Raw genomic sequence first — 26,577 nt, forward strand, 5'->3', positions numbered from 1 at the left:
TGAGGCTTGGCTGACCATGTCCTCTCGCACTGGGCACCTGCACCATCTCATCGCGGCCGAGCGCCGGAACCAGCGCTCCCGGCTCATTGCCGCCGGGATCGCGGCCGCCGCGGTCTCCGCCTCTTCCGTGCTGCTGCTCGGCCTCTCCGGCTGGTTCATCACGGCTTCCGCCCTGGCGGGCGCTGCCGGGGCGGCCTCGGCCCACGCCTTCAACTACATGCTGCCGAGCGCCGGGATCCGGCTGCTGGCCATCCTGCGCACGGGCAGCCGCTATGGGGAGCGCTTGGTGGGGCATGATGCCGCGTTGCGTGCCCTGGCCCGGATACGTCCCGCCCTATTCGCCGCCCTGGCGGCCGCACCGCCCGCCGTGGCGCTCGGCCTTTCCACCGGCGAGGCGTCTGCGCGGCTGGTTGGGGACGTGAATGCAGTGGAAGTGCGCTTCGTCAGCCTCTCCGCGCGCTGGTCCATGGTGGCCTCCGTCGTGAGCGGCGTGGCGCTGCTGCTTCTCGCAGGGCCCGCACCGGCCCTGGGGACCGGCGTGGTTGTTGTCGCATACCTGCTGGTGGCGAACCGGCTGGCCACTCGGCTCCAGGCGCCCGGCCGGGAGGCACTGCGCGCGGCCGGCCGGCTGAAGGAGACGTATGCCACGCTCGCCTCCGCCGCGCCGGAGCTGCGGGCCTATGGGCCGGAGGGCTGGGCGGCCGAGCGGATCGATGCGCGAAGCGGCGATCTTCTTGCGGCGCAGGCCGCGGTGACTGCGGGCGCGGGCTGGTTCGACTTGGCCCAGGCGGTCGCGACCGGGTTGGCGGCCATCGGCGCGCTGGCGGTCTCCACGGACCAGACCCTGCCCATGGCCGCCCTGGCAGCGCTGGGCGCAGCGATGACGTTGGATGGCACGGCTTCCTTCGCGCGCGGGATGGCGCAGCGTGGCGCATCGCGGGGGGCCGAGGCGCGGCTGGATGCGGTGCTGGAGATTGTTAGACCGCCGATCGCAGCCCGAACGCCCGTTGCGGGTCCGCCGGTCATCCGTCTGGCTTGCCCTGCCGCCTTGCTGCAGCCTGGTTCGGTAGTGGCGCTCACTGGTCCTTCGGGATGTGGCAAGACTACGCTGATCGAGACGCTGCTCGCCCTCCGGTCCGCGGTGCCCGGGCGGATCAGTATAGACGGCGTGGACCTCGCCGCCTTGCCGCCGGAGAGGGTGCGCCGATGTTTCGCCCATGCACCGCAGGACGCGGCCCTGCTTGCAGGTACGGTGCGTGACAACCTGCTGCTCGCTTGGCCGGAGGCGACGGAGGCGGCGCTATGGGAGGCACTGTGCGATGCGGCATTGGCGGAGCGAGTTGCGGACCTGCCTGGTGGGCTGGATGCCTGGATCGGTGAGGATGGCGCGCGGCTTTCCGGCGGTGAGCGCAGGCGGCTGGTGTTGGCGCGTGCCTATCTTCGCGCCGCACCTTGGCTCTTGCTGGACGAGCCGACGGAAGGTCTAGATCTTCCGACCGAGCATAGAGTCCTGAATCGATTGCGGGACCGCCTGGTCAGGACGGGGCAGGGGGCGTTGATCGTGACTCATCGCCCCGGCCCGATAGCCCTGTCGGGTTCGATCGTGCGGATGGCTAGTGCAGGCATCCCGGGAGCTCGACGGTGTTCGACGGCGGCGAAGAACTCGCGTAGCCATGGAAGGCCTGACCGCGGAGAGACAGGAGTTTCTGTGGAACTTCTGCGGCATGGAAGCGGCTGACGGTGTTCTCATGAGCTGTGCCCACGCGATCGAGCACTACGAGACCGCCTGCTTTGGCGGGCTCAAGTCTTGGCTCGCAAGTTCGGCCTGACCAGGGTGGCGGAGGAGGAAATCGCCTCCGCGCTGCTGTGCTTCGCTCTGTCGCAGGAAGGGGCCAAGAGGAAAGAGGAGGCCACAGCAAAACGATCGGCTGCCCGCTTCTTCGCATGCTAGGATCTCTGCGTGAGGAATGACCAGCCAGAAGGCTGGCGCCCCAGGGAGGGGATCATGGGCATCAAGCCTCGGATCAATAGCATCGTTCAGGTAACACCCTATTTCGGGCATCTCCCTGGTGGGACGCCAACCCCCGCCGGAAGCCTCGCGCTCACCGGGACCGCGGATCCCGACGTCACGGTCGTACTGAGCGACCAATTGCAAGGCGGTGCTGCCCTCTCCTCCAATATGAGCCGAGGGGACGGGACCTGGTTCCTGGATGTGGCTTTCTTCTCGGCGGTGCCGCTAGACCCGGGGTGGCATGACTTGGTGGTGACCTCCTATCCCTCTGGACGGTCAGGAGTGCCAGGGCCCGCGTCCGATGCCGTCAGCGTGAACGTAGGGACGGATGCCGCAGACAGCCTGTCAGGACCGCTGCTGGGGACCGCGGAAGTCACCGGCGCCGGCTATGTGTTCAGTGGTCCGGGAAATGACGTCATCACCGCCTACTCCGTCCTGCCAGAAGGCGCACAGCCTCAACGAGGCGTCGTCATCGTGGATGGCGGGCGCGAGCGGATCGGAGGTGGGCTGGACACGGTGCTCATGCCGATACCGCTGGACGGGCTGGAGGCACATCATTGGCAGGGCAGCACGAACGGCTCGCCGAGCCTGGTACTGCAGACTGCAGAGGCGATCGTGACATTGCTGCAGGTGGAGCGGATCGGCTTTGCCGATTTGACACTCACCGTGCAGTCGGACCCGCTGGTCGACTTCCTCTTTTATGACGGAACCTACCGGGACGTAGCGCTGGCCGATGCAGATGTGCGGGCCCATTACGACGCACATGGCTGGCGAGAAGGACGTGACCCGAACGCCTTATTCTCCACGCGTGGTTACCTGAACGCCTATGGGGATGTGCGGGACGCGGAGGCGAACCCACTCGACCATTATGCTATCAACGGCTGGCGTGAGGGGCGCAATCCGTCTGCGGCCTTCGACACGGCGCTTTACGCACGCTTCAACCCCGACGTTGTAGCGGCCGGCATCGACCCGCTGCGCCATTACCTGATGAACGGTGACGCCGAGGGCCGGCGAGCTTTCCCCGCGATTGGTAGCGGAACGGTCCAGAATGGCTTCGATCCGTTGTACTACAAGCTGGCCAACCCGGATGTGACCGCGTCCGGCCTGGATGCCCGTGCGCATTTTGAGACCTTCGGATCGGACGAGGGGCGCAATCCAAACGCCTTCTTCGACACGAACTTCTACCGCGGCCACAACCTCGATGTCGTAGCAGCTGGGGTCGATCCTCTGGCTCATTTCAATGCGTTCGGCTGGCGGGAGGGACGCGACCCGTCGAGCCACTTCAACACAAGCGCCTACCTCGCCGCCTATGCAGATGTAGAGGCGGCAGGGATCAATCCGCTGCAGCACTTCTTGCAGTTCGGGGCCGCGGAGGCCCGCTCTGGCTTCGGTGACCTGTTCTAATCATAAGTTTGGAGATCGCGGCGTCACTGCTTCGGGTTTGGGAGATTCGCTCCTGGTCAGATGCGCCAATGTCACGTGCATCCGCCATGATGCGACAGCTCCTCCTTGCGGCGCTGCTGGCTCTGCCTGCCGCTGCAGCCGCTCCGCCGGCTGAGAGACCTGAAGCGGCGCTGCTCCTCGTTCGCAACGCTTAAGGCAAGGTCACCGGGGCCGCAGGCTGGCTCTTGTACCCCTGCGGCGCCGGCGCACGGGCCTCCACTGCAGGGGTATCCTTCTAACGCAGGACGATCCCGACGCGGCGGTTCTGCGGCTCGCGCATGCCATCGGCGGTCGGGACCAGCGAGCGGCTCTGCCCGAACGTCTGGACCGACATCTGGCCACGGCCGATGCCGCGGCGGGCGAGCTCGGCGGCAACCGCCTCGGCGCGGCACTGCGACAGGCGATGGTTGTACTGAGGCGTGCCCGAGCGGTGGGCGTGGGCAGCGCAAGGCTGGTGCCACGGCCAGCATCAGCGGGCTTGATTGACGCCGGTCCTGACGCAGGCTCACATCCCAGATCACGACACGGCAAAACGAGCGCTCCTTCCAACAGCGCTGTAGTCTTCCGAGCCTTGTTCCAGCGTGGGCCGCTGCAGCGCGTGGAAACCACCTTGCAAATCACGGCCGATGATTTCGCGAAGACGCTAATGCAGTCAGAGCTTGAGTGGGCTCATCGGAACGCTGCTCTTCATGCATGGTACATAGGCCCAAGCAGGCATGAACTTTACTGCGTCTTTTGTTGATGCAGTCATACGACTAGACGAGGATGCGCACGACCGCTTCGATCTCAACCGGTACGTTGGAGGGCAGAGAGCCTACACCGATGGCCGAACGAGCGTGGCGCCCGTTATCGCCCAGCGCGGAAAATAGCAGCTCGGAGCAGGCGTCAATCACCTGCGGGTGCTGCTCGAAGTCAGGCACGGCGTTCACCATGCCAAAGATCTTCAGGACTTCCACCCGTTCCAAGCTGCCGGCCGCTGCCTGAGCCACTGAAAGGATGTGCAAGGCGCACAATTCGGCAGCCTTCCGGGCCTCTTGAAGGTCCAGCGCGTGCCCCACTTTCCCCGTGGTCAGGGAACCGTCAGGGTGGCGCGGAACTTGTCCGGAGATGTAAGCAATGTCGCCCAACCGTTTGAACGGCACATAGGCGAACAGCGGCTTACCAAGAACGGGGAGCGCGTGGCCCAGCGCGGCGAGACGGTCCTCGGCAGTGACACCAGGTCCCCCCGTCATAGCGTGCGCCCCCGCGCAGCGACGTCCGCGAAGCCCTGGAAGGCGCCATCGCGAACCAGGGCGACACGGTCATGCAGGTTGGAGACTGGGCAAACATGGTTGGGCACCACGCGCAGCCTTTCCCCCACCTCCGGCCGCCGGCCGCCGCAAGCCGAAAGGTCTACCATGCCGTGCTCCTCGCTCAGCCGATCGATGAGGGCTTCAGCATATTCCAAGATGTGACCATAACCCAGCTGCACCCCCGCGGGCATGATGTCGGCGGCGAAGCTCTTCGTGCCGGCGTCGATGATGGCGCGGTTCGGCTCCGGCCGGCTGATGACCGTGACGTGCAGCGTCAGCGCGCAATCCTCCAACGTCGCCGCACCGGCCGCAACCATCATGCGGTCATTGTAGATATAAGTGCCGACGCGCAGCTCGTTCACGGGAGCGGTGCTGTGCGTACTCATAGCCTGGGGCGTCCCGCCGCCGGACAGTACGGGCGCCTCAATTCCCTCCGCCCGTAGTTGCGGTAAGGCCTCCGCCAGGAAGGCCGCTGTCGCGGGGGTGGTGGGATACGTCATCAGCCCGTCGAAGCGCAGCCCGGGCTCCGCCACGACGGCACGGGCCAGTGCCACCGCCGCCTCCACGCTCGTGACGCCGGTCCGCCGGGCGCCGCTGTCGAATTCTACCACCACGCCGATGCTGTGGCCGTGTCGCGCGGCCCGCGCTGCCGTGGCGAGGGCCTGCTCGCTGTCTACGGCCACGCGCATCCGCACTCGTGCGGCAAGAGCGGCCAGCCGCTCCGCTTTCGACGACCCGATTAACGGGTAACTGATAAAGATGTCTTCCAGCCCGCCATCGGCCATCACCTCGGCCTCGCCAAGCTTCTGGCAGGTGATGCCCCGCGCGCCCAACTCCACCTGCCGCCGCGCCAGCGCCGGCAACTTGTGTGTTTTGATATGGGGCCACAGAGCCAAGCCGTGCGCGTCCGCATAAGCCTGCATGCGCGCCATGTTGCGCTCGGCAATTCCGAGGTCCACCACGGGCACTGGAGTGTCCAGGGAAGCAATGTCCAAAGCTCTGGTCACCTTTATCATGCGAATAGTTGCACTTGCTGCTGAGCAGATGGATTGTGCTACCACAACCCAGTGACTGTCACGATACATGTAGACGGGGACATACCGCCAGCTTCGGTCAGATCATTCCCGCTTAGCCGAGCGCGCTCGCGTGTTCGCTACCTCATTGCGACGAGCTTTCGAAGCATCTCACGGTGCTGCTCTCCGAGGCGTCGTTGCTCCGCTATTAAGGCTCGCATGTCGGCTCGAGCAGAGCGCGCGTGCAATCGCTCACGTCAGAAGGCAAGAACGGCCGCGCCGGTCGTATGAGGGACCATCAAACCGCGCGTATGAGCTTTCTCGAGCTCGTCGATTGCAAGCAGCATGAACTTGTATGCTGCGCTGTACGAGCCGGGCAGGTGGGACGTGGTGAACCGACGGGTATCGACCGCTTCAACACCTTGATTAATCGACTTGCGGTCGTGACGTCTCCCCAGACAGCCTTAAAAACAAGCCCGCTCATCGTGCCTAGATAGATGCTCTTTGATTGCTGCCGGCGGATATCGGCCCAGTTCCAGGATGCATTTTACGAGTACACTTAGCCGGTTGAGCCGCTCTCGCTCGACGAGTCCTTTTCGACATAACTGAGACCCGGACGGGGTTGCCGACCGCGACCGTAGTCGCCTGTGCGATCCGCGATGACATCCTCACCCGGACCGTGCTGGCTACTTAAGGCACCTGCAATGTGACGAGGGAGAAACACCTTCGAGAACGGTCCTTCTTTGCTGCGGGACGAAACTGCCGAGCACGAGATTCAGCCAGTCTAGATGAAAGTGTACCTCGAACGAGGCGGTGAGCTTCTGCGGCCAGTCTGCGCTGGCGGTGTCCAGCCGCCTCCTATCTGTCTTGCCATCGCCTAACTGGTGAGTGCCGGACCTAGGGGCGCTGCTCTGGGTAAATGCTATCTGCGGTTTATTGCGATACTTTCTTTTACTTGCAGGGGTGGACATCAGAATCCAAGAGAATCAAGGTGTTCCTCCTGCTCCTTGTCAATGGGTAAGCCGCTGTCGCACCGCATCCTCCGCTCCCACCAAGCGCAACTGGTTGGCGTCGTTCGGGCAATCGCGGCTGGCGAAGTCGAGGCGCGCGACATCCTCGCTGCCGTCACGCCCGGCGGTGGCAAGTCGCTGCTTCCTGTGCTCGCGGCGACGTCGCTGATCGCTGCTGGTATCGTCGAGCGCATTTGCTGGATCGTGCCCCGGGACAGCCTGCGCCTGCAGGCGGAGGAGGCCTTCGCGGACCCCGCCTGGCGGGCGGAACTGGGCCACAACCTCTCGGTCCGCGCGGCGGACAACACTCCCGATCCCAGCCGGGGGCTGGCGGGCTACGTGACGACCTACCAGGCGGTCGCGGCGGCCCCGGACCTCCACTTGGCCGAGTTCAGCCGCCGTCGCACCCTTCTGGTTATTGACGAGATGCACCACCTGCCGGCGCTGGCAGAAACTGACCCGGAGGCGGCCGCCCAGGTTGCTGAGGGCGGGGAGGATCAGGCCAGCGCATGGTCCCGGGCTATTCTTCCCCTCCTGGAGACATCGTCCGTGCGGCTGCTGCTCTCCGGTACGCTGGAGCGCGCGGACGGGCGCGGCATCCTGTGGCTTCCCTATCGGAGAGGCCCGAGGGTCCGCACGCGCGAGGTCGAGCTGGATGCGGAGGGCTGGGCGGTGGTCGGCTACTCTCGCGCCCAAGCCCTGGCGGAGAAGGCCGTGATCCCAGTCGTCTTCGGCGCCCTCGATGGCGAAGCCAGTTGGCGCGAGGAGGACGTGGAGAGCGGTCCGCACCGGCTGGCCGCACTCCATCCGACAGAGACGACGCGCCCCGCCCTCTTCACCGCGCTGAGGACCGGCTTCGCGGAGGCGCTGCTCAGGGAGGCGTTCGTCGCAGTGCGCGATCTCCGGGCCAAGCGTCGGCTCGCACGGGGTCTGCCGGCCGGCGTTGCCGCGCGGGGCCTTGGTAAGATGCTGGTGGTGGCGCCGGACCAGTCGACGGCCAAGCAGTACCTCGAGATCGTTCGCCGGTGGATCCCGGCCAGCCAGGCGCAGGAGGTGGCCCAGCTCGCAACGTCAGACACGCCACGCGCCCACGAGGTGCTGGCGGCTTTCCGGCTACGGGCCGAACCGTCGATCCTCGTGACGGTGGCGATGGCCTACGAGGGGCTCGATGCGCCCGAGGTGGCCGTTGTGGCAGCACTGACGCACATCCGGTCCAGGCCCTGGCTCGAGCAGATGGTCGCGCGGGCGACCCGCGTGGACCCGAACGCCGGTCCCTACGAGACCCAGCGCGCGCTCGTCTTCCATCCCGACGACCCGCTCTTTGGTCAGTTCCGTCGAAGGATGGAGATGGAGCAGGGCACGTTGGCGCGGAGGCCGAAGCCGACGGGCCGCCCTGCGAGGTTGCCGGGCTGGCTGCTCGACCAGCTGCCACCGCCCAAGGAGGGCATCGTACCGCTGGTGTCGAACGCGCTCGGCATGCGCTTCCACACCCTTCGCCCAGGCCCGGAGCTCGCGATGCGCCGCCCGGAACAGGAGGAGGCGCAGGGGGACATGATGGAGACGCCGTCGGCCGTCGAGAGACGGCTCCGAGCGCGCCTGGGAGAGATGGTGGCCGTCCAGGCCGTCGAGGACGAGGCGGGCCGTACTGGCCCCCGGGCCGGTGTGGCCGGGCCGGGCCTCTACCACCGCTACAACGCCTGCCTGAAGCGCGTCACCGGTAACAAGAGTCGCGCACAGATGAGCTTGGCGGAGCTGCAGGCCGCGATCGGCTGGATGGAGCGCAACCGCCTCTCGGAGCACCTTCAACTCCTCGATGACGATCCACGATACGCGTGGTCGGTCAGGAAGCGCCAGGAATGGCGGCCTCCGGTGGGGAGGCGCGTCGCCCGAACCGACCGTCAGACGCCGATGGAGCGGTGATCCCGCCTGACCGAGACTCCGCTTCCGGTCGCTGCCGTCGTGCCCCGGCCTCATGCCAGGCGTGCGACGTCAGGCGGTGCTTGCCTGGGCGGAGGGCCGCGCCTTTCGCCAGGCTGCCTTTAGGGGCGCTGACAGACCGGATGGTTGCACCACGTGACGCGCGGCAGGACCGGGATCCTTCTAGGCTCCCCCCTGAGCCTTCCGCACTCCGTCCAGGACCGCTTCATGGGTCGCCAGTATTCGTCGCAGGGTGGGCTTTCCTTTGTCGCTCGCCTCGGCAATGCCTTCGTGCATCTCCTCGATCCCCGTCGTCATCTGCTCCGCCAAGCCCGAAAGCCGTTCCTGCAGTTGCTCGTCGTCGTCCTTCAGTTCGGCCTTCCAGATCGCCAGCACACGATCGAGTTCGGTTGCAGCGCGGACAGGCGGGACGCCGGCCTGCAGGAGCTTGATGAGGGGGGCCAGGTCGGCCGAAGGGGAGCGGGACATGCTCCAGCAGGTAGGTTGGCGAACCGCAGGTGGCTAGACCAGGGTAGACTGCTCCGGGCCGTGTCGCACCGTGCGGATCAGGCTCTCCTGCTGAAATCGGTTGCGCCCTCGAAGTCTCAGCGCGGGAGGACGGTGTCGGAACCCGCGGCGAGCGTGCAGGCGGTCTAGCCAAGCGGGCAGAGCACGACCGCGTCCGCCAGGATTAAAACGTGCGGTTCTGGACGGTGTCGCTATGCTCGTTCGATAATCAACAGAGACCCCGCCAAAAGGGGCTCATGGGAGCGTCCGGGATGAGCATCCGCTTTACCCTCAACGGCAAGTCCGTGAAGGCCGAGCCGGCTTCCGATGACATGCCTTTGCTCTATCTCCTGCGCGAGGAGCCCTTCCTGCTCAACGGGCCTCGCTTCGGCTGCGGCCTCGCCCAGTGCGGGGCCTGCACGGTACTGATCGACGGCCAGGCAGTCAGGTCCTGCTCCTATCCCGCTGCGAGTGCGGAGGGGCAGAGCGTGGTCACACTCGAAGGGCTCGGCACGCCTCAGGCCCCGCACCCGATCCAGGCCGCCTTCCTTGCGGAGGGGGCGGGCCAGTGCGGGTACTGCACCAACGGCATGATCATGCAGTCCGCCGACCTGCTGGCGCAGAACCGCCGGCCTAGCGAGGAGGACATCCGCCAGGCGCTGGCGCAGAATCTCTGCCGCTGCGGCGGCCACAACCGCATGATCGCCGCGGTACAGCGTGCAGCCGCCGCAATGGCCGGGTGAGGGGAGCAGGCCATGAACGCGATCCTCCCCCGCCGCACCCTTCTCGCCGCCGCCTGCGGCCTCTTCGTCGCGCTCAGGCTGGGCCGAAAGGCCGGAGCCGCAACCGCGCCCACCAACCTCGCCGATCCTCCGGCGACCGATGTCGGCGGGCTGCTCTCCATCGGCGCGGACGGCCGCTGCACGGTGCTGACGAGCAAGACGGAGTTCGGCCAGGGCATCCGCACCTCCCTCGCCCAGATCGTGGCTGAGGAGCTCGACCATCCCTTCGAGTTGGTGGACATCCCGCTGGCGGATACGGACCGCTCGGCCGACCACGGAGTGACGGCCGGCTCCGTCACGCTCCAGGTGGTGGGGCCGCGCCTGCGCCTGGCTGCCGCAACCGCCCGTGCAGCACTCGCCCGCATGGGGGCGGAGCTGCTTGGCGTCGCTCCGGACCTTGTCGAGACCGCGGAAGGCGCGGTCCGCGTCGCCGCGGCGCCGGATCGCCGGGTCACCTATGCCGAGCTCCTCGGCGGGCGCCGCCTCGACCTCGTCATCGACCCGAAAGCGCGTGTGAAGGACCGTGCCGCCTGGAACGTTGCCGGGCGCCCGCTGCCGCGCCCGGACCTGCTGGGCAAGCTCACCGGCGGCGGCGACTACATCCACAACCTCCGCCTGCCCGGCATGCTTCACGCGCGCGTGGTCCACGCGCCCGGTGTCGGCGCGACGCCGCTGGAGGTCGACGAGGCCTCTATCGCCGGCATCCCCGCCCGCATCGTCCGGCGCGGCGGCGTGCTCGCGGTTGTGGCGGACCGCGAGTGGGACGCCGTGCGCGCGGCGCGCGACCTGAAGGTGGGCTGGAGCGAGGGCAAGGCGATCCCGTCCATGGAAGAGGTGTACGACGTCGCGCGAAGGACGCCGATCGTCCGAGCCGATACCACGGTGAACCGCGGCAACCCGGAGACGGCGCTGACGCAGGCCGCCACGAAGCTGGAGGCGACCTATGCCTTCGCCGTCCAGACCCACGGCACGATCGGCCCCTCCTGCGCCGTGGCCCAGTACGAGGGCGGGCGATTGACCGTGCATTCGGGCAGCCAGGCGCCCTTCGACCTGCGCGCCCAGATCGCGCGCCTGGTCGGCCTCGCGGACGAGGCCGTGCGGGTTGTTTACCGGCACTCCTCCGGCTGCTTCGGCCGGAACGGGCTGGAGGACGCTGCCGCGGAATGCGCGGTGCTCGCCATGGAACTGGCGCCGCGCGCGGTCCGCCTGCAGTGGATGCGCCACGACGAGCACGGTTCCGAGCCGAAGGCACCGCCCGTCGTGATCGACCTCAAGGGAGGCCTCGACGCGGAGGGGCGCATCTCGGCTTGGGACTCGGAGAGCTGGGTGCCGCACTCCACGGTCACCCTCCTTCGCACCACGGCTTCCGTGGCGCTCGACCGCGAGGATGGCGGCGCACCAGGCGCGGGAAACTGGCACGCGAACTCCAATCCACCCTACGACGGCATACCGGCCGCGCGGACCGTGGCCCATCGCATCGCCGAAACGCCGTTCCGACCCTCCTGGATCCGCACGCCGGGACGGGTCCAGAACTGCTTCTCGGTGGAGGGCTTCACAGACGAGCTCGCGGCCGCGGCGGGCAAGGACCCCGTGCGATTCCGGCTCGAACACCTCTCCGATCCTCGCGGACGGGCGGTGATCGAGGCGGCCGCGCGCGTCTCCGGCTGGGAGGAACGGCCATCGCCGAGGGGCGGAGACGGGCAGGGGCCGATCCGGCGAGGGCGCGGGATCGCCTACATCCGCTACGACAACGCGCGCACCTACGTCGCCTGCGTCATCGCGGCGGAGGTGAATACAGATACGGGCGAGGCTCGGGCGACGGACGCCTGGATCGCCCAGGATTGCGGGCAGGTGATCAACCCCGACGGCGTCCGGCAACAGGCCGAGGGCTGCGTGGTGCAGACACTCTCTCGCTGCCTGCGCGAGGAGATTGCTTGGGAGGGGAACCGCATCACGACCCTGGACTGGGCCACCTACCCGCTGATCACCTTCCCCGAGGTCCCACGGATCACGGTGGAGATCCTCGACCGGCCGGACCAGCCGATGTGGGGGGCGGGGGAGCCGGCCGCCGCCGTGGTCGCGCCGGCGTTCGGGAACGCGATTTTCGACGCGACCGGGGCGCGGTTACGGCGCGCGCCCTTCACGCCGGAGCGGGTGAAGGCGGCGCTGAGCGGTGCTGCACGTATGCCGCTCCCCTGAGAGCGGCCCCGCGCCGGCCTCGCCACCCTCGGCGAGACCGGGCGCGAGGTGTGCCTTGCACACCAGCGCGACGTGGATGCCCGCCGTCCGGGCGGGCGGCGGCTTGAAAGGATTTCGAGAAGGACATGAATGTGACCAGGATGACCACGCGGCGCAGCCTGGGCGGGCTGCTCGGCCTCGGAGCGGCAGGGTTGATCGCTGCCAGCCCGGCGGGGGCGCAGGGCGCATGGCCGAGCCGGCCGGTTCGGCTGGTGGTGCCTTTCGGTCCCGGCGGTGCGGCCGATACGCTGGCGCGGGTGATCGCCCAGCCCTTCGCGGAGACTGCGGGCGGCGGCTCGATGGTCGTCGAAAACCGCTCCGGCGGCGGCGGGACAATTGGCGGTGGCGTTGTCGTGAGCGCGCGGCCGGACGGCTACACGCTGATGGTGGCCGACATGGGGCCGAACGCCGTTGGGAAGGAGTTGATCCCCGCCCTCTCCTACGACCCGGCGCGCGCCTTCACACCCATCATCCACCTCGTAAATCTGCCTCTCGTCCTCGTCACGCGTCAGGATCTTGGGGTGGCCGACACGGCTGGGCTCGTAACCCTAGGGAAGTCGCGGTCGCGACCGCTGACCTACTCTGCACCCTCCGTCGGGCATCCGACCCACCTTGCCGACGAACTCTTCCTGTCCCGTGCTGGGTTTAGGTCGGAGCCGGTGCAGTACCGTAGCGGCTCCGAGGTGATGCGCTCCCTCGTCCAGGGCGAGACGGACTGGGCCGTCATCTCCGTCTCGTCGGCGATGCCGTTCATCCAGGAGGGGAAGGTGAAGGCACTCGCGGTCGCCAACCTCACCCCCATCGCTGCCCTACCGGGCGTGCCACCGATCGCGGCGACCATCCCCGACTTTCAGGCAACCACTTGGCACGGCATCACCGGCCCGGCCGGCATGCCGCCCGAGCTGACCGCGCGGGTCAACGCGGTGTTCAACGCGATCCTGGCGAGGCCGGATGTCCGGGATACGCTCGTTCGAACGCAGGGTGCGGAGTTCGTGGGCGGAACGCCGGACGCCTTCTCGGAGTTCGTGCGTGCCGAGGCGGAGCGATGGATTCCGATCATCCGGTCCGCCAACATACGGGCGGAGTAACACGGAGCGTCCGGCCTTTTCGTGCAGCTTGGTGGCTCCGCCTTCAGGACAGAGCCGTGATGACCGGCCGTGTACATTCGTCAGCTGCTTGGGCGAGCGTCGGCCAGAAAGGCTGGTACGGCCGCGCGATCAACCACAACACGTTGCTCCTCAAGCGCCCGCAGCAACTCATTCTCCGGGAGGCGGAGGTAGCGGGTGAGGAGTTGTAGGTAGAGGCCGACGAAGCGCGGACCGTGGCCATCGGTTTTGCCGTCGGCGCTGCTGCTCAGCGCGTGCGCGAGCTCGTGAAAAAGCAGGAAGGCGGGGACGGGATCCGGCAGCCGCAAGACAAGCCTCGACCCGGTGCCCTGGAGACGCCGGGCCTGGGGCGGTAGTGGCTCGACCTTGGGCGGCCAGCGCAGGCCAATTTCCACCCATATGGCATCGACCATGCCCTGAACCGCCGTAAACGGTATCGGGGCTTGGCCGTGCGGCACGACGGCCTCCTCCTCCCACGCATAGACGCGGGCGCGCTGGGCATCGCGTGGCTTCACGGATCGAGCAGGCCGCTTCTTGCGCCGGTAAGGGGCCGGTCGAGGGGGACACCATCTCCGGCGGCGTAACCCTGGCGGTAAGCGCCGTCCTCGTGAAAGGCGGCCCCCCTGGCTCTGACGAGCCTGATCTTGGCCGTCCGGAAGGCTTCCTCCACCACGCTGGCCTTGACGACCATGAGGGCGGTCCCCGTCGGCTGCTGCGCAGACACTGCCTCATTCCGGGCCTGATGCATGGCCCCGAGCCGCTCATCTAGGCGTCCTGCCATGCCGCGCCCGAAGCTCGTGCAGGCGGCACGCAGGTCCGGTCCGCGGAGCTGCGGCGAGCGGGCGCGGAAGGCGCCGACCTCCTGGGCCATGGCGCGCTCGATAACGGCGTACAGGTAGGTGGCGAGCACCACGTCCGGCTCGAAGCCGAAGAAGACGTATCGCGGCTTTCCCTCGTCGGCGGAGAGCCACACCCGGCAGTCGCAGAAGCGCGCGATTGCGGGCACGCAACCGTCAATCGGGCGGCGCCGGCGGCCGGGAAGGGGGACCTCACACTCGACGCAGGGCTCGGCCCGAAGGTCCACCTCCGCCATGGTGAGTGCGAAACGTTCGAGCAGGCGGCCGACCATCTCCGCCGCCGCTAGCGCCTCGGCTTCGGTGCAGCCGTTGGAGGTCGTGCGCGCGGCGAGTGCCCGGATGCGTGCCTTGACCCGCTCGCGTTCATGGCTTTGGCTCAGAACATCGGCTATGGCTGGCAGGGGCGAATGGTCTCCGGCGACGGTGCCGATACTGGCGGTTCGAAAACTGCCAAGTACTCGGAGCGCGGTGGCTGCTCCAGCAACCAGTGGAAGGCCACCTGCCGGTATCCAGCGGCGCTCAACTCGCAGGCCAGCAGCGCCCGCGGCGTCCCGTGCCGCTCCGTCGCGTCATCCACGTCCAGAATGCCGACCCGTCCCCCAGGGCGGAGCGCCGGGACGAGGTTGGCGAGCAGTGCAAAGGGTTGCTCGATCTCGTGATACATGTGAATCAGCAACGCCACGTCCATGGACCGCGGGGGCAATCGCGGATCGCCCGCCTCGCCCAGCCCCACCGACACATTGATCAGACCGGCCCGCACCACACGATCGCGGAGGCGGGCGAGGTAGCTGGGCACAACGTCTTGCGCGAGCACTCGTCCTTCCGGCCCCACCTGCGCCGACAGACGCGTCGTGTAATAGCCCGACCCCGCTCCCAGGTCGGCCACAGTCATGCCGGGGCGGATCCCCAGCCACGCGATCACCCGCGCCGCCTCTCCGACGCGCTCCCGTTCGTCTTCCGCTCGCCAACGGTCTGAGACCACCGGCGCAACCGGCCGAACCGGGCTGGCGAAGCGACCGGCCGCTACCCCGGGCGGACCCAGCGGGCCAACCTCCGCCGCTTGGCTCCCGCAGCCAGGAATAGCCGAGAGCAGAACCAGACCGAGAGCAAGGCGCGTCGTCAGAACGTGAGGCATACCCGGCTAGGTGGCCCCTCGACATACCGTCGCAAGGGCACTCCCCGGGCCGTGTGAGCACGGGGCGTTGTGGCCACCCGATGCCACCTCCCTCACCATCGATGCGCGCCGCGCCATTCGGGTGGAGGCGGGACTGCCGGTGGCTGTCGACGCGAAGCTGCTGACGGCCGCGCTGGGAGGGAGCGTTATCGGCGGCGGGACGCGCGGGTTGGTGGAAAGCCGGTACGTCCAACGCAGAGGAGTTCCGGCGGTGGAGGAAGCGCCTGATCACCAGCGTCCGACCAAGCCAAGCAGACGCCCCCTGGCGGGGAAGGCAGGGGCTCCCCAACCTCCCCTGTGATCTAGATCTCTCGACGAACATCGTGAGGCACAGCGAGGCTGCCGGTGCGCGTGGCGGCCCGAAGCGGGAAGATCGGGTCAGGCCATCCCGCCCGCTTCTCCTGCCTCGACCTCCATGGAAAGCCAATCGAGGAAGGCCTGCGCCTTGCGGTCGGGCGGGCGCTCGGCGGGCCAGACGGCGTGATAGGCCAGGACACGCCTTACCGGCAGGTCGAAGAGCGGCACGAGCAGCCCAGCCCGGATATCCTGACCCAGCAATGGCATCTGCCCTATCGCCACGCCTAACCCTTCCATCGCCGCCTGGTAGGTCAGCACAGAACTGGTGAACTCCATTCCCTCCTGCAGAAGGTCCAGGCGCCCGATCCCAGCGAGCCAATCGCGCCAGTCGTCGCGGCGGTAGCGGGAGACAAGCATGCGGCGTCCCGCCAGGTCGTCGGGCCCGCACAGCGGCGGCCCGGCTTCGAGGAGACGGGGGCTGCACACGGGCTGAAGGATGTCGGGCAGCAGCAGGCGCGCTTCCAGTCCAGACCAGTGGCCATCACCGAGCTGGATGGCGAGGTCTACTGGGTCGCGCCGGAAGTTCACGGGTGCGACGACGTGGCTTAGCCTTACCGCAATGCCGGGATGCGCGGCCTCGAAGCGGTGAAGACGGGGCAGGAGCCACTTGGCGGCGAAGGTGTTGTAGACCCGTAATCGCAGCGGCGCCGCCCGTGCCTCCCGCCGGACCCGCTCCGTCGCCACTGCTATCCGCTCGAATGCCGGCCCCAGCTCCCCATACAGCATCTGACCTTCCGGAGTCAGCGCGGCGCCGCGCCGCTGGCGCTGAAAGAGCTGTGTGCCGAGATATCCTTCCAGCACCGCGATCTGGCGACTGACAGCCGCCTGGGAGACACCGAGCAGATCCGCCGCCTGCGTGAAGCTGCCGAGGCGAGCGGCCACGGTGAAGACATGCAGTGGGTTGAACGGGGGCACTGGCGCGGTCATCGAACCCCTCTGATTCCATTGAAGCATCCTTCAGACATAACAAAATCTCATGTTGGCATAAAGAGCAGTGGCTACCGGATCCTACTGACCTGCCGCAGCATCCCGGCCCACACGGAAAAGATTTTGGGCGGGAGACGGTGCGCATGGATTTCAACCTGACTGAGGACCAGCGCATCTTTGCCGACAGTGTGCGCCGGTTTGCCGAGGAGCATCTTGCTGCCGGCGCGCTGCAGCGCGCGCACACGCCTGGCTTCCCCTATGACGTGGCGCAGCTGATGGCTGGCCAGGGTCTTCTGGGCATCACCATCCCGGAGAAGGATGGCGGGCAGGGCGGCACGCTGATGGACGCGGTGCTTGCGATCGAGGCGGTGGCCTCTGTCTGCCCGCGCAGCGCGGATGTGGTGCAGGCCGGCAATTTCGGCCCTATCCGCACCTTCGCCGAGTACGCCACGCCAGAGCAGAAAGCGAAGTGGCTGCCGGACCTTCTGACGGGCAGGAATGCCATCTCGCTCGGGATGAGCGAGCCGGAGGCGGGATCGGCCGCGACGGAGCTTCGGACGACGGCTCGGCTGGACGGCGACCACTACGTCGTCAACGGGTCCAAGGTCTTCGGCACGCACAGCGCCGAGGCCTCGCTCTATCTCATCTATCTCCGTTTCGGTCCCGGGCTCGAAGGGATCGGCTCCGTCCTGATCGAGCGCGGCACGCCGGGCTTCACCGTGGGCCAGCCCTCGCGCTTCCTGAACGGCGAGGAGTGGAGCACCCTCTACTTCGAGGATTGCCGCGTCCCGGCGGAGAACCTCCTCCTCGGCCCCGGGGGCTTCAAGAAGCAGATCTCTGCCTTCAACGCCGAGCGGATCGGCAATACCGCGCGCTCCCTGGCGGTAGGTCGCTTTGCCTTCGAGCGCGCGAAGGAGCACGCGGAGACGCGCCGCCAGTTCGGCCGCACCCTGTCCGAGTTCCAGGGCATCCAGTGGAAGTTCGCGGAGATGGCGCTGAAGCTGGAGGGCGCACAGCTCCTGCTCTACCGCGCCGCGGTCAACGCCGATCGCGGCCTTCCCTCACCTTATGAGACCACGCTTGCAAAGCTCGCCTGCAACCAGGCCGGGTTCGACGCGGCCAACGAGGCGATGCAGATCATGGGAGGTACCGGCTTCTCCGAGGAGTCGCTGGTGGAGTATTGCATGCGCCGCTGCCGCGGCTGGATGATCGCGGGCGGCTCCATCGAGATGATGAAGAACCGCCTGGCCGAAGAGGTGTTCGGCCGCCGCTTCTCCCAGCGTCCACCGAAGCCCTCGCCGACCATGGACAGGGCGGCGGAATAAGGCCATGCGCGCCGCGCCCGTCGCCCTGCTCTCCCCGCGCAGCATCGCCATCGTCGGTGCCTCCGACGACGTCACCAAGACTGCCTCACGTCCGCTGCGCTTCCTTCGTGGTGGCGGATACGGGGGCACCGTCTACCCGATTGCTCGCCGCGAGACGGTGATGGGCGAGCGAGCCTTCCCCACCCTCTCCGCCCTGCCACAGCGCCCCGACCACGCCTTCATCCTGTTGCCCACCGAGGGCGCCATGGAGGCAGTGGCCGAGTGCGCCCGCCTGGACATCCCGGCGGTGACCGTGCTTGCGGGAGGCTTCTCGGAGGCGGGCGCTGCGGGCGCGGCGCGTGAGGACGCGCTGCGCGCGAGCCTGCGCGAGACGAAAACGCGCCTGCTGGGTCCCAACAGCATCGGCCTCGTTAACCTGCACCACCGCATGGTGCTGACGGCCAACGCCGCCTTCGCCGAGCCCGACCTTCCAGTGGGCGGGGCCTTCGTTGCCTCCCAGAGCGGCAGTATGATCGGCGCCATCCTCTCGCGCGGGCGGGGGAGGGGTCTAGGCTTCGCGGGGCTCGTCTCGGTTGGGGCGGAGGTGGATCTCGATCTCGGCTCCATCTGCGCCGCGACTCTCGACGACCCGAGCATCACATCCTACCTCCTCTTCCTTGAGACACTGCGAGGCGCCAGCGCATTGCGCGAGTTCGCCCGCGGTGCCGCCGAGCGCGGCAAGCCGGTCGTTGCGTACAAGCTCGGCCGTAGCCCGGAGGCCGCCGAGCTCGCCGTCTCCCACACCGGCGCCCTGGCCGGAGAGGACGACGTAGCGGACGCCTTTTTGCGGGACTGCGGTATCGCGCGCGTCGATACCCTGGAAGGCCTGTTGGAGGCGCCGGCCCTGATGCGTCGCGTGCCGATCCGCAAAACGGGCGCGCGCAAGCCCGTGGTGGGCGTGGTGACCACAACCGGCGGTGGCGCGGCCATGGTGGTGGATGGGCTGGGCATTCGCGGGGTCTCCGTGGAAGGCCCGGCTGAGGCCACACGGGCAAGGCTGCTGGTTGCCGGGATCGACCCCGGCCACGGCCGCATCCTCGACCTGACCCTTGCCGGCGTGAAGCCGGAGGTGATGGGCGCTGCCCTTGGCGCGCTGCTCGCCGCCCCGGAATACGACCTTGTGGTCGCGGTCGCCGGTTCCTCATCCCGCTTCCAGCCGGAGCTGGTCGTCCAGCCGGTATCCGAGGCGGCGAAGGGCGGGGCCCATCTCGCCTCATTCTGCGTGCCGGAGGCGCCACAGGCTCTCGCCATGCTGGCCGAGGCCGGCGTGCCCGCCTTCCGCACCCCGGAGGCCTGCGCTGACGCCATCGCCGCCGCCTTTGCCCGCCGCGAGCCCCGGCCCGCTGCCACTCTTCCCGCCCCTGCCGTCGGGGAGGCGCGGATGCTGGACGAGGCCGAGGCTTACAAACTCCTCGCCGATCTCGGCGTGCCGCACGCACCCTGTGTTGCGCTGCTGGCGGCCGAAGCGGGCCGGGAACCGCTGCCATTTCCCTATCCTGTGGTCGTGAAGGTTCTGCACGCCGACATCCTCCACAAGACAGACCTGGGCGGCGTCGTGCTCGGCGTGGCAGCCGACGCCGCGCTGGCGGAGGCGGCCAACCGCATCGTGGAGAACGTTACGGCCCACCGCCCCGCTCTCGGCGTGGACCGAGTGCTGGTGCAGGCCATGACGAAGCCCCTGGGCGAGGTACTGGTGGGCTATCGCCGCGACCCGCAGGTGGGGCCGGTCATCCTGCTCGCCGCGGGCGGGATCATGACGGAGATCTACCGAGACCGGAGCGTTCGGCTGGCGCCCGTGGACCACGATGGGGCGCGGGAGATGATCGCCGAGGTTCGTGCACTCCGCGCGCTGGAGGGTTACCGCGGCAAGCCGCGCGGCGACACGGAGGCGCTGGCCTCCGTCATCGTCACCCTGTCGCGTCTCGCGGAGCGTGGAGACGTCGCGGAGTGCGAGATCAACCCGCTGATGGTGCTGGAGGAAGGGCACGGGGTCCTCGCCGTGGACGCTGTGATCCGCCTGGAGGGAAGAAGCCCGTGAATGCGCGTCACCTCGACCTCGCCTATCCCCGCCCGCGCCTGATCATTGCCGGCCGCAGCGTGGAGGGGGCGCGGAACGCCGAGCCCATTCTCAATCCTGCGACCGGCGAGGTCCTTGGCGAGGTCCCGCACGCGACGGAGTCCGACTTGGCCGAGGCGCTCGACACCGCGGCAAGGGCCTTTCCCGCATGGCGTGACACCGCACCCGCAGCCCGCGGCCGCACCATCCGCGCCGCGGCCACCCTGCTGCGCGAGCGGCGCACGGCCATCGCCACTCTCATCACGTTGGAGATGGGCAAGCCCTACGGTGAGGCTCTCGGTGAGGTCGAGACAGCCGCCGCCATCTTCGAGTGGAATGCGAGTGAGGGCGAGCGCGCCTATGGCCGGGTGCTCCCCGGCGGCGCGGCGGGCGAGCGTCGCCTCGTCCTGCGCTCGCCCCTGGGGCCGATTGCCGCCTTTGCGTCCTGGAACGCGCCGGCGATCACACCTGTCCGGAAACTGTCGGGGGCGCTCGCGGCGGGATGCCCTGTGATCCTCAAGGCCTCGGAGGAGAGCCCGGCCACGGCGCTCGCCATCGCGCAGTGCCTCTTGGATGCCGGTCTTCCTCCGGGGCTGGTCAGCGTCGTCTTCGGCGACCCCGCCTGGATCTCGCAGCGCCTGATCGAGGATCCCGTCATCCGCGGCGTCACCTTCACCGGCTCTGTCGGCGTCGGCAAGAAGATCGCCGCCCTCGCGCTGTCCGGGATGAAACGTTCGACTCTGGAGTTGGGAGGGCATGCGCCCGCGATCGTGTGGGACGACGTGGACGTGGACGCGGTAGTGAGGGCGTCCAGCGCGGCCAAGTTCCGCAACGGGGGCCAGGTCTGCACCTCGCCGACCCGCTTCTACGTGCACGAACGAGTCTATGACCGCTTCCGCGATGGTTTCGTCGCTGCAGCCAAGTCGATCCGTGTCGGCGGCGGTTTCGACGACGCAGCGCAGATGGGACCGCTGGCGAATGCGCGGCGAGTCGACGCGATGATGGAGCTGACCGAGGAAGCCCGCTCGCGCGGTGTGACCGTCGCGGCAGGCGGTACAGCACCGCAGTTGCCGGGCTTCTTCTGGAACCCCACCGTGCTGGACGACGCGCGCGAGGACTGCCTTGCCGCCAATGTCGAACCCTTCGGACCGCTTGCCCTGCTCCGCCCCATCGGCTCGGTCGAGGAAGCGCTGGCCCTCGCCAATCGCCTGCCGCTCGGGCTGGCCAGCTACGTCATGGCACGGGACGGAGCGGTGGCGAACCGCCTCGCGGACGGCATCGAGGCCGGGAACGTGGCGGTGAACTCGTGGCGCGCCTCCCTCCCTGAGTCGCCCTTTGGCGGCTGGAAGGAGAGCGGCCTTGGCCAGGAAGGCGGCATCGAAGGTCTCGACGCCTTTCAATCAGTGAAGTGCGTGCTGCAGGCCTGAAAGGCCGCAGCGAAACGGGAGGAGAAAGAACGATGACGATCTGGACCGGCAGGCGCTCCCTGCTGATCGGCGGCGGTGCCACAGCGGCCTCGGCGCTCGCCGCGCCGGCCCTGCGGGCACAGCCGACGCGCAACGTGCGGATCGGGGTGCTCAGCGACATGGGCGGCCCCTACTCCGCCAACACCGGCCAGGGCTCGGTCGTCGGCGCGAAGCTCGCGGCCGAGGACTTCATGCGCGCCCGCCCGGGCCTGCGGGTCGAGATCATCCAGGCCGACTTCCAGAACAAGCCCGATGTCGGCCTCTCCATGGCGCGGGACTGGCTGGACCGGCAGGGCGTGGACGCCATCCTCGACGTGCCCGTTTCCTCGGTGGCGCTCGCCGTAGCCGGGCTGGTAGCCGAGAAGGACAAGGTCGCGCTCTTCACCGGCCCCGCCACCGCGGCGCTGACGGCCGCGAACTGCGGCCCGAACCACGTGCACTGGACCTATGACACCTGGTCCCTGGCGGCCGGCACGGGACGTGCCCTGGTCGCTGATGGTGCGGACACCTGGTATTTTATCACCGCCGACTACGCCTTCGGCCACGCGCTGGAGGCTGACACGGCGGGCTTCGTGAAGGAGGCGGGCGGCCGTGTCCTCGGTACCGCACGCACCCCCTTTCCGGGCACGACGGACTTCTCCTCCTTCCTCGTGCAGGCGCAGGCGAGCCGGGCAAAGGTGATCGGCCTGGCAAATGCCGGCATCGACACGGTGAACTGCGTGAAGCAAGCTGCCGAGTTCGGTGTCGCCCGGCGCGGCACGCGACTCGCGGGGCTGCTGTTCCAGATCGCCGACGTGCATTCCCTGGGGCTGGAGGCGGCGCAGGGGCTGGCACTGACGGAGGCCTTCTACTGGGACATGAACGATGACACGCGCGCTTTCTCCTCTCGCTTCGCGCCGCAGATGGGCGGACAGAAGCCGGGGATGATCCACGCAGGCGGCTATTCCGCCGTGATGCACTTCCTCAAGGCCCGCGAGGCGCTTGGCGACAACGCCAGCGGCCGCGCGGCCGTCGGTTGGATGAAGGCGAACGGCACGGAGGACCCTCTCTTCGGGCGGGGAACCGTGCGCGCCGATGGCCGCAAGGTGCACGACATGTACCTCTTCCGCGTCAAGAGGCCGGAGGAGAGCAAGGCCCCCTGGGACTACTACGCGACCACCCGCACCATCCTCGGCGACCAAGCCTTCCGGCCCATGCGGGGCGCGGGCTGCGCGATGGTGCCGGCATGACCCCGGAGGACCTGCCCGGGCTCGTGAACAGCAACCCGATGCTGCGCCGCTGGGGCCGCTTCCTGGATGCCGAACTATTGCTGGCGGTCGGGGCCGAGGAGTGGCTGCTGCGTCTGCGCGGCGGCGCCGTGGAATCTGTTCGCCGCGGACCCTTCGTCATGCCCTCCTGGACTCTTGCGATCCGGGTCGAGCCGGCGGCGTGGCGCGACTTCCTCTCGCCGGAGCCGCCGCCCGGCCGGCACGATCTCATGGCGCTGGTGCGCGGGAGGGAGTTGCGACTGGAGGGCAACCTCCATCCCTTCATGAGCCACCTGCTGTGGTTCAAGGCCGCGCTCGCCAGTCTGCGCGGCGCACATCCGGAGAGTGCGGCATGATGGAACCGATCCGCGGCGGCTATGCCACCATCTCCCTCGGGGGAAAGTCGCACCGCATCTATGTCGAGGAGGCGGGGGAGGGCATCCCGCTGCTGCTGCTCCACACGGCCGGCTCCGACACGCGGCAGTGGCGCGGCCTGCTGAACGACGCGGCGGTGACGCGGCATTTCCGCTGCATCACCTTCGATCTGCCCTGGCACGGCAAGTCCTCTCCGCCGGATGGCTGGTGGACGGATGAGTACAAGCTCACCACCGCCTCCTATGTCGAGGCAATCCTCGGGGTGTCCGATGCGCTGGGTCTGCGCCGTCCCGTGGTGATGGGCTGCTCCATTGGTGGACGTGTGGTGCTGGAGCTCGCGGCGGCGCACGGCGCGCGCCTGGGCGGCGTGATCGGCCTGCAATCCTCCTCCCATGTCGATCCTTACTACGACACGGAATGGACCCATCGGCCCGACGTGCACGGTGGCGAGGTCTGCGCCGGCATCGTCTCCGGCCTCATGGCGCCGCAATCACCGGAGGGTGAGCGATGGGAGACGCTGTGGCACTACATGCAGGGGGGCCCCGGCGTGTTCCGCGGCGACCTGCACTTCTACAAGGCCGAGGGCGACCTGCGTGACCGGCTGGCGATGATCGACACGTCGCAGTGCCCGGTCTGGCTGCTGACGGGCGAGTACGACTACTCCTGCTCGCCCGAGGCGACGCGGGAGACGGCGCGTCTCATTCCCGGCAGCGAGGTGACGATCATGAGCCGCCTCGGCCATTTCCCGATGAGCGAGAACTACGCGCACTTCGCGGATTTCCTACGGCCGGTGCTGGACCGGGTCCGCGCCGCGGCGGCGGAGAGGACTGCACCATGAGGCTGCAGGGCAAGATCGGGCTCGTCACCGCCGCCGCCTCCGGCATGGGGCGCGCGGGTGTGCTGCGCTTCGCGCGGGAAGGCGCGACGGTGGCTGTGGTGGACCGCGACGCTGCGGGCGTGGCCTCCGCCGTGGCGGAGATCGAGGCTGCGGGCGGGCGCGCCATCGGCCTTCCCGGCGACCTGCGCGACGACACATTCTCCCGGCGCATTGTCGAGGACACGGTGGCCGCTTTCGGCGGGGTGGATTTCGTGTGGAACCATGTCGGCCATCCCGGCCCTTCTATGGTGGAGGGCTTGCCGCGGGACGACCTGGAGATCGCGATCGACCTCAACCTCCGCACGATCATGGCGACCACGGACGCTGCCATCCCGCACCTTCGCGGGCGGAACGGCGCGGCCCTGCTCTATACCGCCTCCACCTCCGGCCTGCAGGGATCGGTGTTCAGCCCGGTCTACTCCGCGATGAAGTTCGGGGTAGTTGGCTTCATGCGGGCGCTCGCGAAGCGCTTGGCGCCAGAGGGGATCCGCTGCAACGCGGTCTGCCCGGGCAGCGTGGACACGCCGATGCTCCGCACCTTCGTCGCCCGTCCGGATCAGGCGGCGACGGCCGGCGCGGACGTGGAGGCGCTGGTGAAAAAGCGCGGCGCCGTGAACCCGCTCGGCCGCCCGGCGCGGCCGGAAGAGATCGCTAACGCGGCGCTGTTCCTCCTCTCGGACGAGGCCTCCTTCATCACCGGTGCCGCCCTGCCCGTGGATGGTGGCACGACGGCCTGACGATGTGCGCCGGCCAGGGCCAGGCCGGCGCGCCCCGAGAGAGGCCCGGAGGAAGGAATACATCATGACCGCCTCGCCGCGCCGCACCTTGCTGGGCGCAGGTCTCGCCGTGCCTCTGCTGCTCCGCCCCGGAGCGGGAGGAGCGCAGAGCGGCTATCCGTCACGCCCGATCCGCCTGATTATCCCCTTCTCTGCAGGCGGGCCGACCGACGTGCTGGCCCGCATCCTCGCGGCCGAGATCCAGGCGGCGAGGGGTTGGTCCATCATCGTCGAGAACATCTCGAGCGGTGGTGGCACGGTGGGGACGTCCACCGCGACCCGGGCGGCACCGGACGGCTACACCTGGTTCTTTGGCTCCGGTGGCACCAACGGCATCCATCAAGCGCTATACCCCAACCTCGGCTACGACCCGGCCAACGACTTTGCGCCGCTCGCGCTCGCGTGCACCACCGCGAACATCTTCGTCGCCCATCCCAGCTTACCGGCCGACGACATCGCCGGCCTGCTGCGGCAGGCGAAGTCCGGCGCAGTGAACTACGGTACGGCTGGCATCGGCACCACCACGCATATGAGCGCCGAACTACTCAAGATGATGACGGGCGCCAACCTCGTGCACATCCCCTATCGCGGCGGTGGGCCCGCGATGAACGATCTACTGGCTGGCCACATCCCGCTGATGGTGGACGCCACCACCACCTCCGTCCCTCACGTCAAGGCCGGACGTATCAAGGCGCTTGCGGTCACCACGCCGGGGCGGGACGAGAGCCTGCCGGAGGTGCCAGCTGTCGGCGAGACGGTGAGGGGCTACGAGGCGACAGCCTGGTTTGGCATTTTTGCCCCCAAGCAGCTACCGCCGGAGTTGGTCGCTGACCTGAACAGTGTTCTGAACGCTGCGCTAAGATCCGAGGCGGTGGCCCGGCGATACCGTGAGCTGGGAGCGACGCCGGGGCAGGAGACGCCTGAGGCCTTCGGTCGCTACGTGGCGGGCGAGCTTACGAAATGGCGGGCCGTGGTCGCCGCCACCGGCGTCAAGCCCGAGTAAGCATCGGGTTGGCGGCACGACGACCGCCGAGCGGCATGTTTTGAGCGCTTCCATGTCCCGCGCCGCAGCCGCGTGCACCACCCAGCGCGCGCACCGGTTCCGGTGCTGCAGTACCATGTCGGCTTCTGCATCAGCCCGTGAGCGAGCGCACGATCTCCAGCATCCGTAGCGCCTGCGCGGAGAGGGGGCGGTCAAGAAGGCGGACCATTCCATAGGATTCAACGGCGAGGTTCACCGCCTCGGCCGGCAGGGTGAGGCGTGCGAACTGGCCCTGCCGCGCCAGGATCGAGCCTACCGGAGCGCTGATGACCCCGATCGGATCCCCCCGAAGAAGGTAGGCGAGCGTCAGCAGCACAGTGGAGGTGTTCAAGACCGGCCGCAGCGACGACTGGGACAAGCCGTTGAACAGTAGAACGACCTGATGCCGCAGCAGCATGCCTGATGGCTGCAGCACCCAGGGATCGGCGGTGATTTCCTCCATCGTCACCCGCCGGCTCGATCTGAGCGGGTGCCCTGCCCGGACCAGCAGGGCAAGTTTCTACCGGTCCACCGGCACATACTCGACGAGAGAGGGGTCCAGGTCCGGTACAAGGCGGGGCCGGAAGGCCCGATCGTGTGGAGGAACGCTCACCACCACATCATACCGGAATCTCGTCAGGTTAGCAGGTCTTCAGACTTTTTCCGACATACCGGCAGAGCAAGACGGCGTTGGACGTTCTGACCGTCCGTATAGATGCTTGGATGTTGGAAGCGGTGCGGCCACTGCCAGGAAGGAGCGA

At 68.2% G+C, this 26,577-nt stretch carries 23 protein-coding genes and 1 pseudogene; 15 read left to right on the plus strand and 9 right to left on the minus strand.

All coding sequences use genetic code 11. The features are described 5' to 3' along the window. The 3 genes from ACVBD7_RS22500 to ACVBD7_RS22510 form a co-directional block, all read left to right on the plus strand. The coding region (locus ACVBD7_RS22500) for an amino acid ABC transporter ATP-binding/permease protein (protein ID WP_458097764.1) at positions 1–1,738 on the plus strand (1,738 nt) is incomplete at its 5' end. Beyond that, positions 1,674–1,829, plus strand: a complete 156-nt coding sequence (locus ACVBD7_RS22505; protein ID WP_458097765.1) for a hypothetical protein — start codon at positions 1,674–1,676, stop codon at positions 1,827–1,829. The genes ACVBD7_RS22500 and ACVBD7_RS22505, both read left to right, overlap by 65 nt. Positions 1,830–2,005: 176 nt before the next feature. Further along, positions 2,006–3,415, plus strand: a complete 1,410-nt coding sequence (locus tag ACVBD7_RS22510) for a hypothetical protein (protein WP_458097766.1) — start codon at positions 2,006–2,008, stop codon at positions 3,413–3,415. Between the two features lie 274 nt (positions 3,416–3,689). Here the strand turns inward: ACVBD7_RS22510 and ACVBD7_RS22515 are convergent. The 3 genes and pseudogenes from ACVBD7_RS22515 to ACVBD7_RS22525 all read right to left on the minus strand — a co-directional run. After that, positions 3,690–3,884 (minus strand): annotated as a pseudogene (locus tag ACVBD7_RS22515) (OmpA family protein); the annotation flags it as partial. Positions 3,885–4,209: 325 nt separating this feature from the next. Beyond that, positions 4,210–4,686 carry a RidA family protein gene (locus ACVBD7_RS22520; protein WP_458097767.1) on the minus strand — a complete coding sequence of 159 codons (477 nt, stop codon included), beginning with the start codon at positions 4,684–4,686 and terminating at the stop codon, positions 4,210–4,212. Then, positions 4,683–5,741 (minus strand): alanine racemase, encoded by a 1,059-nt coding sequence (locus ACVBD7_RS22525; protein WP_458097768.1) that lies wholly within the window; start codon positions 5,739–5,741, stop codon positions 4,683–4,685. The genes ACVBD7_RS22520 and ACVBD7_RS22525 overlap by 4 nt, the downstream gene beginning before the upstream one ends. Positions 5,742–6,772: 1,031 nt before the next feature. Here ACVBD7_RS22525 and ACVBD7_RS22530 point away from each other — a divergent pair. Further along, a complete protein-coding gene (locus ACVBD7_RS22530; protein WP_458097769.1) occupies positions 6,773–8,689 on the plus strand; it encodes a DEAD/DEAH box helicase in 1,917 nt (638 codons plus the stop codon). A 180-nt stretch (positions 8,690–8,869) separates the two neighbouring features. On the opposite strand, the gene ACVBD7_RS22535 is transcribed toward ACVBD7_RS22530, so the two are convergent. Beyond that, entirely contained in the window at positions 8,870–9,175 is a 306-nt protein-coding gene (locus tag ACVBD7_RS22535; RefSeq protein ID WP_458097770.1) for a hypothetical protein, read from the minus strand. A 290-nt stretch (positions 9,176–9,465) separates the two neighbouring features. On the opposite strand from ACVBD7_RS22535, the gene ACVBD7_RS22540 reads away from it, so the two are divergent. From ACVBD7_RS22540 to ACVBD7_RS22550, 3 genes are all read left to right on the plus strand, one after another. Beyond that, complete coding sequence (locus ACVBD7_RS22540) at positions 9,466–9,936, plus strand: (2Fe-2S)-binding protein (RefSeq protein WP_458097771.1); 471 nt, start codon at positions 9,466–9,468, stop codon at positions 9,934–9,936. A gap of 12 nt (positions 9,937–9,948) precedes the next feature. Continuing rightward, a complete protein-coding gene (locus ACVBD7_RS22545; protein ID WP_458097772.1) occupies positions 9,949–12,174 on the plus strand; it encodes a molybdopterin cofactor-binding domain-containing protein in 2,226 nt (741 codons plus the stop codon). A gap of 125 nt (positions 12,175–12,299) precedes the next feature. Next, positions 12,300–13,301, plus strand: a complete 1,002-nt coding sequence (locus tag ACVBD7_RS22550) for a Bug family tripartite tricarboxylate transporter substrate binding protein (protein ID WP_458097773.1) — start codon at positions 12,300–12,302, stop codon at positions 13,299–13,301. An 80-nt stretch (positions 13,302–13,381) separates the two neighbouring features. Here the strand turns inward: ACVBD7_RS22550 and ACVBD7_RS22555 are convergent, their stop codons facing one another. The 4 genes from ACVBD7_RS22555 to ACVBD7_RS22570 all read right to left on the minus strand — a co-directional run bounded on the left by ACVBD7_RS22555 (position 13,382) and on the right by ACVBD7_RS22570 (position 16,634). Next, positions 13,382–13,834, minus strand: coding sequence for a hypothetical protein (locus ACVBD7_RS22555; RefSeq protein ID WP_458097774.1), 453 nt, complete (start codon positions 13,832–13,834; stop codon positions 13,382–13,384). After that, positions 13,831–14,607, minus strand: coding sequence for a DUF7168 domain-containing protein (locus tag ACVBD7_RS22560; RefSeq protein ID WP_458098349.1), 777 nt, complete (start codon positions 14,605–14,607; stop codon positions 13,831–13,833). The genes ACVBD7_RS22555 and ACVBD7_RS22560 overlap by 4 nt, the downstream gene beginning before the upstream one ends. Next, the gene (locus ACVBD7_RS22565) at positions 14,565–15,311 is read right to left on the minus strand and encodes a class I SAM-dependent methyltransferase (RefSeq protein ID WP_458097775.1); all 747 of its coding nucleotides are present in this window, start codon (positions 15,309–15,311) and stop codon (positions 14,565–14,567) included. Before ACVBD7_RS22565 ends, ACVBD7_RS22560 begins: the two co-directional genes overlap by 43 nt. A 417-nt stretch (positions 15,312–15,728) precedes the next feature. Next, entirely contained in the window at positions 15,729–16,634 is a 906-nt protein-coding gene (locus ACVBD7_RS22570; protein ID WP_458097776.1) for a LysR substrate-binding domain-containing protein, read from the minus strand. A gap of 143 nt (positions 16,635–16,777) precedes the next feature. Between ACVBD7_RS22570 and ACVBD7_RS22575 the strand changes: the two genes are divergently transcribed. From ACVBD7_RS22575 to ACVBD7_RS22610, 8 genes are all read left to right on the plus strand, one after another. After that, positions 16,778–17,959 carry an acyl-CoA dehydrogenase family protein gene (locus ACVBD7_RS22575; RefSeq protein ID WP_458097777.1) on the plus strand — a complete coding sequence of 394 codons (1,182 nt, stop codon included), beginning with the start codon at positions 16,778–16,780 and terminating at the stop codon, positions 17,957–17,959. Positions 17,960–17,963: 4 nt separating this feature from the next. Beyond that, positions 17,964–20,036, plus strand: a complete 2,073-nt coding sequence (locus tag ACVBD7_RS22580) for an acetate--CoA ligase family protein (protein WP_458097778.1) — start codon at positions 17,964–17,966, stop codon at positions 20,034–20,036. Beyond that, entirely contained in the window at positions 20,033–21,481 is a 1,449-nt protein-coding gene (locus ACVBD7_RS22585; RefSeq protein WP_458097779.1) for an NAD-dependent succinate-semialdehyde dehydrogenase, read from the plus strand. The genes ACVBD7_RS22580 and ACVBD7_RS22585 overlap by 4 nt, the downstream gene beginning before the upstream one ends. Before the next feature lie 32 nt (positions 21,482–21,513). Then, positions 21,514–22,749, plus strand: a complete 1,236-nt coding sequence (locus ACVBD7_RS22590) for an ABC transporter substrate-binding protein (protein ID WP_458097780.1) — start codon at positions 21,514–21,516, stop codon at positions 22,747–22,749. Further along, entirely contained in the window at positions 22,746–23,123 is a 378-nt protein-coding gene (locus tag ACVBD7_RS22595) for a hypothetical protein (protein ID WP_458097781.1), read from the plus strand. Before ACVBD7_RS22590 ends, ACVBD7_RS22595 begins: the two co-directional genes overlap by 4 nt. Next, entirely contained in the window at positions 23,120–23,980 is an 861-nt protein-coding gene (locus ACVBD7_RS22600; RefSeq protein WP_458097782.1) for an alpha/beta fold hydrolase, read from the plus strand. The genes ACVBD7_RS22595 and ACVBD7_RS22600 overlap by 4 nt, the downstream gene beginning before the upstream one ends. After that, positions 23,977–24,756: an SDR family NAD(P)-dependent oxidoreductase gene (locus ACVBD7_RS22605; RefSeq protein WP_458097783.1), complete on the plus strand. Its 780-nt coding sequence runs from the start codon at positions 23,977–23,979 to the stop codon at positions 24,754–24,756. The genes ACVBD7_RS22600 and ACVBD7_RS22605 overlap by 4 nt, the downstream gene beginning before the upstream one ends. Positions 24,757–24,820: 64 nt before the next feature. Beyond that, complete coding sequence (locus ACVBD7_RS22610) at positions 24,821–25,798, plus strand: Bug family tripartite tricarboxylate transporter substrate binding protein (protein ID WP_458097784.1); 978 nt, start codon at positions 24,821–24,823, stop codon at positions 25,796–25,798. A 130-nt stretch (positions 25,799–25,928) separates the two neighbouring features. Here the strand turns inward: ACVBD7_RS22610 and ACVBD7_RS22615 are convergent, their stop codons facing one another. Further along, on the minus strand, positions 25,929–26,327 hold the full coding sequence (locus ACVBD7_RS22615) for a LysR substrate-binding domain-containing protein (RefSeq protein WP_458098350.1): 399 nt from the start codon (positions 26,325–26,327) through the stop codon (positions 25,929–25,931). Between the last annotated feature and the right edge of the window lie 250 nt (positions 26,328–26,577).

It is taken from the genome of Roseomonas sp. WA12, assembly GCF_054165765.1.